This is a genomic window from Deinococcus depolymerans, assembly GCF_039522025.1.
Lineage (GTDB): Bacteria > Deinococcota > Deinococci > Deinococcales > Deinococcaceae > Deinococcus > Deinococcus depolymerans.
Genome location: NZ_BAAADB010000035.1, coordinates 1 through 5518, shown reverse-complemented (window position 1 = coordinate 5518; position 5518 = coordinate 1). Strand labels below are relative to the sequence as shown.

Annotated in this window: 4 protein-coding genes; 3 read left to right on the top strand and 1 reads right to left on the bottom strand. The window is 63.8% G+C overall.

What is annotated here, in order from left to right:
- Positions 1-528, bottom strand: a 528-nt coding sequence (locus ABDZ66_RS17180; protein WP_343761564.1) for a CGNR zinc finger domain-containing protein, incomplete at its 3' end; no start/stop codon positions are given.
- 35 nt (positions 529-563) lie between these two features.
- Here ABDZ66_RS17180 and ABDZ66_RS17175 point away from each other — a divergent pair.
- The 3 genes from ABDZ66_RS17175 to ABDZ66_RS17165 all read left to right on the top strand — a co-directional run.
- Positions 564-1790, top strand: coding sequence for an MFS transporter (locus ABDZ66_RS17175; RefSeq protein ID WP_343761562.1), 1227 nt, complete (start codon positions 564-566; stop codon positions 1788-1790).
- An 85-nt stretch (positions 1791-1875) separates the two neighbouring features.
- Positions 1876-2622 carry a tyrosine-type recombinase/integrase gene (locus tag ABDZ66_RS17170; RefSeq protein WP_343761560.1) on the top strand — a complete coding sequence of 249 codons (747 nt, stop codon included), beginning with the start codon at positions 1876-1878 and terminating at the stop codon, positions 2620-2622.
- A 59-nt stretch (positions 2623-2681) separates the two neighbouring features.
- Positions 2682-5518 (top strand): Tn3 family transposase (locus ABDZ66_RS17165; protein WP_343761558.1); only part of this gene is annotated, 2837 nt, incomplete at its 3' end.

Sequence of the window (5518 nt, the reverse complement as noted above, 5' to 3'; positions counted from 1 at the left end):
GACCCGGCTTTGACAAGCCTTCGAGCAGAAGGTCCGGCTCCCATTTTTTGACATGTCGAGGTACACCCGGTCACAGACCGGTGCCACGCAGACGCCGAGTCGTTCCGCCCGGTCACTCCCGACAATGAGGGCCAGTGCTGCGGCACCACCTGCTGCCCACCCGATACCGACCGAGTCGTCTTGGCCGTGGAAGTGGAGATTCCACCCAGACCCGTGCTGATCCAGCTGTGGCCGGGCTCCCGTTTCACGCAACAAGCGATTGACCGTCACGGCAGCAGACTCCAGATCGCCAGCTTCGATGGACTGAATGACGATCCGGGACGACTGCGCGTACTGCAGCAACTGTGCTGCGTCTGCCTCTGTACAGGCAAACTGCACGCTCACGCCCAGGCACTGCGTGACGGTTGGAACCAGATTGCTGGTTGCCACCGGGAAAACTTCGCGACCACCCGAGTGCCCGGGCGTGAGCCTGTTGACCAGGCAGACGGTGACCTGCAAGACCCGCTCGATGTGACTCTCAAACTTCACTTGACCAGTCTCGCACAGTCGCCTACCTTCTGGTTGTGACCGGTAAACAAGAAATGAATAGTCACAGGAGTGGTCAAGTGTTCGCTCTTGTGGTCGAGCCCTGGCGAGCCTTACCACCCACGGTTCGGCTCCTGATCTTCGCGCGGGCGGTCAACCGCATGGGGGCCTTTTCACTCCCGTTTCTCGCCGCCCTGCTGGTTCAGGGAGGCCAGTTTTCTCTGCCTGACGTCGGCCTGCTGCTCGGCCTGTTCGGGGCCGCGACCATTCCTTCCCGACTCCTGGGCGGGATGTTCAGTGACCGGATCGGTCCAGTCCAAACCATGGTCGCTGGACTCATCGGCTGCGCAGTATTTCAAGCTCTCCTAGGAGCGGATCTGGGGAAGGCCATGACCATCGCTGCAGTAATAGGGCTGGGGCTGGCATTTGAACTCTACGAAGCACCTTCCCAGACCCTGATCGCGGATCTCACGCCTGAACCGACCCGACCCCAGGCGTATGGCTGGCTCGGCGCCGCACTGGCTGGCAGTGCCGTAGCCGCCGGGCTGCTGGCGGCGGCGACCGGATCGTCCAACCTGCATATCCTCTTCTTGATTGACGCTTTGACCTGCATGGCCGCGGCAGGACTGGTGGGCTGGCAGCTGCGCGCAGTTGCGGTCCCTGAACAGCAGGCCAGTCTGGATTCGGCGGCCAGGCCGTGGCGCGACCCCCTTCTGCTGGGGCTCTTCGGCATCAATACTGTGTTTGCCAGCGTCTACCTGCAGGTCCCCGCCGTCCTGTCGTTTTCAGTACTCCGCTACAGCGCACCCGCCGCAGACGCAGGCCTCCTACTGGCACTCTCTGCCGCGATCATCGCCCTGGGACAGCCGATCTTACAGCGTGGTCCGGCGGTGCTCCGTCAGCCTCTTTCCGCCCTGATCTGGGGCTACGTGATGGTCGGTCTGGGCTTCCTCGCGTCAGCCATGAGCCAGACCATCGGACAACTTGCCTGGGCGATCGTCGTGGCCAGCGTGGGCGATCTTCTCCTGCTGGGACATGCGTATTCGGTGGTGGCCCGCATTGCACCGGTTCAGGCCCGGGCACGGTACTTCGCCGTGTACGGAACGAGTTGGGGCTTGGCTGCCATGGTGTCTGGCCCAACCATGACGGCACTCCTGGAAACCGGGGGAAGCGCAAGGTACTGGTTCGTAGCGGCCTGTGCTGCGTTTACCCTCGCGGCCACACAGGCCTATTTCAACACCTGGATCAAGAGGGCACTGAAATAGCACTGAGACGAGGACGGACATCTTTAAGGAGATTGGAAGAGTTCGCAGAATAACCATACTGCGAACTTTTTGCCTACACTGAGGCATGAACCCCACTGAATCGGCCCGTAAGTCGGCCGGAGTTCGCGGTCAACCAGAGACTGCGAACTCGGCCGACTTGCGGGCCGTGGTGTTGGAGACAGTCAAACTCTGGCGCAAACATCACCTCAGCTACGACCAGACCAAGCACGTGGTGGAGCAGACCCGCAGAGCGCTGAATCTGCACCCACCGCGCGACCGGGAACGCACCGTGGAGCGCCTCAGTCACCAGGAAGTCGAACGGCTGATTGAGCACGCCTACCGGCGTGCTCCACGCTACGGTCTGATGCTCAAAACGCTGTTCTACAGCGGCGCGCGTGTCAGCGAGTTTGTGAACCTCACGGTGGCCGATCTGCACCTCGACCTCGATCCGCCACAGATCCGGATCCTGCACGCCAAGGGCGGCAGTGATGGCTACGTGCCGGTATTGCCGAGCCTCGCGCAGGAATTGCGCACCCATCTGGGGAGCCGCTCGAGCGGCTCCCTATTCGAAAGCAATCGTTCTGCCCGGTACACGCCGCGGATGGTGCAACGGGTGGTGCACGATGCCGCCGTTAGCGCCGGGATCGAAAAGGTCGTGACCCCGCACCGTCTGCGGGCCAGTGTCGCCACCCTGCTGCTGGACGCGGGAATGCCACTCGATCAGGTCCAGAAGTTCCTGCGCCACAAGCGCATCACCACCACCCAGATCTATGCCCAGACCAGCGCCAAGAACATGGGTGACCAGTACCTCAAAGCGCTCGAGCGCCGCTAGGCCGCTGGATGTCAAACCTCCCAGAGGGCGAGCGGGGAAGCGATCGCCTCCCGGAAGGCTTGGGCGAGGCCCTGGTTCAGCAGCAGTTTCTGCTGAACGACACTGACCTGAGCGAAGTCGCTCGTTGCCGGGGACCAGTCAACCGTCTCGGATTCGCCGTCCAGCTGTGCACGCTGCGGAGCTATGGGTTCTTCCTGTCCAACCTGATTGACGTGCCGGACGAGATCCGGGACACTCTGGCATCCCAGCTGGGCCTGCTGTCGATCGGCCTGGACGGCTACCCCAGCGACGAGAACACCCGGCATACGCACCTGGAACGGATCCGCACGTACCTCGGGTACGTGCGCTGCGGAGAGGTCGAGCGCGAACGACTCGCGGCCCACCTGAGCGTCGTGGCCCGAAGCACGCCACGAACGGAATCGCTGCGTCAGTCCGGCCACGGCTGGCTGTTCGCTCACCGGGTGGTGCGGCCGGGCCGCACCACCCTCCGTGACTTGATCGCCAGCGCCCGCGAGGCCGCCCTGGAGGCCACCTACCTCACACTGACCCGGGAGTTGAAAGCAGAGCAGGAAAGTCAACTCGACGCGCTGCTGGGTGCCGGGGACAATCAGGAGTCCGCCTGGCCACGCTCACCGATCGAGGCGTTGAAACTCCCGGCCAAGAAGGAATCGGCCGACACCCTGCTGTTCCTGCTGGCGCGCCTCACCACCCTGCTGGAACTGGGGCTCTCCAACTGGCCGGCTGTCCATACTCTACCCCCCGAGATGCGTCGGCAGTTGGCACTGTGGGGCTACCGGTACGACGCCTGGAGCTTGCGGCGCTTCCCGCCGTCCAAACGGCGGGCCGTGCTGCTGTGCTTCCTGTCGATGGCAACCGCCGTGACCACCGACGCGGTAGTCAACGCTCTCGACAAGGTGATGAACGACATCCACAACAAAGCCAGAAAACGCCGCCAGCAGCTGTTTCAGGCCAGTCAGGAGGCCCGCAGTCGAGCGGTGGAGGTGCTCGAAGTGCTCGGGACGCTGACCCTCGACGAGGCGATCCCCGACCCTGGCCTGCGGTCCGAGATCATCCAGCGGTATCCCCGCGAAGAACTGACCCGGTTGGTCGAAGGCAGTCGACAGTTGCGGGAGGGAGACGGGTCGTACTACCGACTGACCGAGTCGTCGTGGGACTACACCCGGCGTTTCTCGCCGACCCTGCTCCGGGTGATGCCGTTCCAGTGGGCGGAAGGCAGCCTGATCGGTCAGGCGGTCGTCCACCTGCGCACCTTCAATGCGTCTGGCAAACGCAAACTCGGGGACGACGTGCCGACCGGCTGGCTGCCACCAAAGTGGCAGCCTTGCGTGCTGACCCGGCAGGGTGGGCACACTGCGGTGTCCCGTCCACATTACGAACTGGCGTTGCTCTCGACCCTGGTCGAGAAGCTCAAGGCCGGAGACGTCACGGTGCAGCATTCCCGCCAGTGGGCAGACTTTGAGGACTACCTGATCCCCAAGGACCGCTGGCAGAGTGACCGGGAAGCGCACTACGCGCAGCTGAACCTTCCACTGGACGCGGCCACGTATCTGGAGAACCTGGATCAGCGGCTGCACGCGGTCACCGGCGCCGTCAACACCGGAGTTCCCCGCAACGAGGCACTGCGGATCGATGCAGCCAAGGGCGAGTGGAAGCTGGCCGCCCTGCGGACAGCGGGGATTCAGTCCACCGCTCGGGCAGCCAAAGCGCTGATCGAACGGCACCTTCCGGCCCGCGAACTGGTAGACATCGTGATCGACCTTGACGCACGGATGGACCTACTCAGGGCCTTCCTGCCGGACGGCGAGAAATCGCCCTGGCCGCGCGGCGTCCAGCGGCGCAACGCCCTTGCCGCTCTGATCGCGGTGGGCTGCAACATTGGGGCAGCCCGGATGGCCTCGGCCTCCGGGTTGTCGGTGCGCGAAATCACTGCCGCTGCTGATGGACTCCTCACCGAGGACGCCCTCAGAACTGCCAGTGTCGAGCTGGTGAACTTCGCCTCGAAGTTGCCGATGGCCGCCGTTTACGGCACTGGGGACACGTGCAGCGCGGACGGCATGCGGTTCTACGTCCCAGTGAACATTCTCGCGGCGGACTACAGCCACCTGCTCGGCGGACGTGGTGTGAACATGTATGTTCACACCACCGACACGTCCCTGCGCCTGTACCAGCAGGCCATTCCGGTGCGGCTACGGGAGGCGACTTTCGTGCTGGACGGTCTGCTTGACCATGGCACTGAACTTGATCCGGGGCGGGTCTTCACCGATTCGCACGGCTTTTCGGAGGTGGTCATGGCTTCTGCTGCGCTGCTCGCCAGGGATCTCGCACCTCGCATTGCCAACGTGCACGAGCAGACCCTGTACAAGCTCGACCGGAGCAAGGTCTACGAGCACCTCGACCCGATTCTCAAGGGCACCATCAAAACGCACGTCGTCCGCGAGGCCTGGGATGAGGTGGTGCGGGTGATGGCCTCGATTCAGACAGGAACAGCGACAGCGTCGCTGATCCTGCACCGGTTGGGATCCTACGCCCGACAGAACCGGGTGCACCAGGCTTTGGCTGAGATCGGACGGGCCGAGAAGACCATGCACATCCTGCGCACCGCCGGGAGCGAGGAGTTTCGCCGCGTCCAGGCACGGGAGCTGAACAAAGGAGAGGCGTCGAATGACCTGTCCCGGTTCCTGTTCTTCGGACAGGAAGGCGCACTGCGGGGCCGGGAGTTCGGAGATCAGGCCCAGAGTTTCAGCGCCCTGGCTGTGCTGCACAACGCCGTAGTGGCCTGGAACATGATCGAGGTCGAGGGCGTGGTGGCCCGACTGAGGGCCGCCGGGCATGACCTTCCAGACGAGGTGCTGGGTCTCACGACGCCCCTGCTGCG

Bases quoted from the DNA above. Each gene is read 5' to 3' on its own strand.
- ABDZ66_RS17170 (WP_343761560.1), top strand. From the start codon at position 1,876: ATGAACCCCACTGAATCGGCCCGTAAGTCGGCCGGAGTTCGCGGTCAA.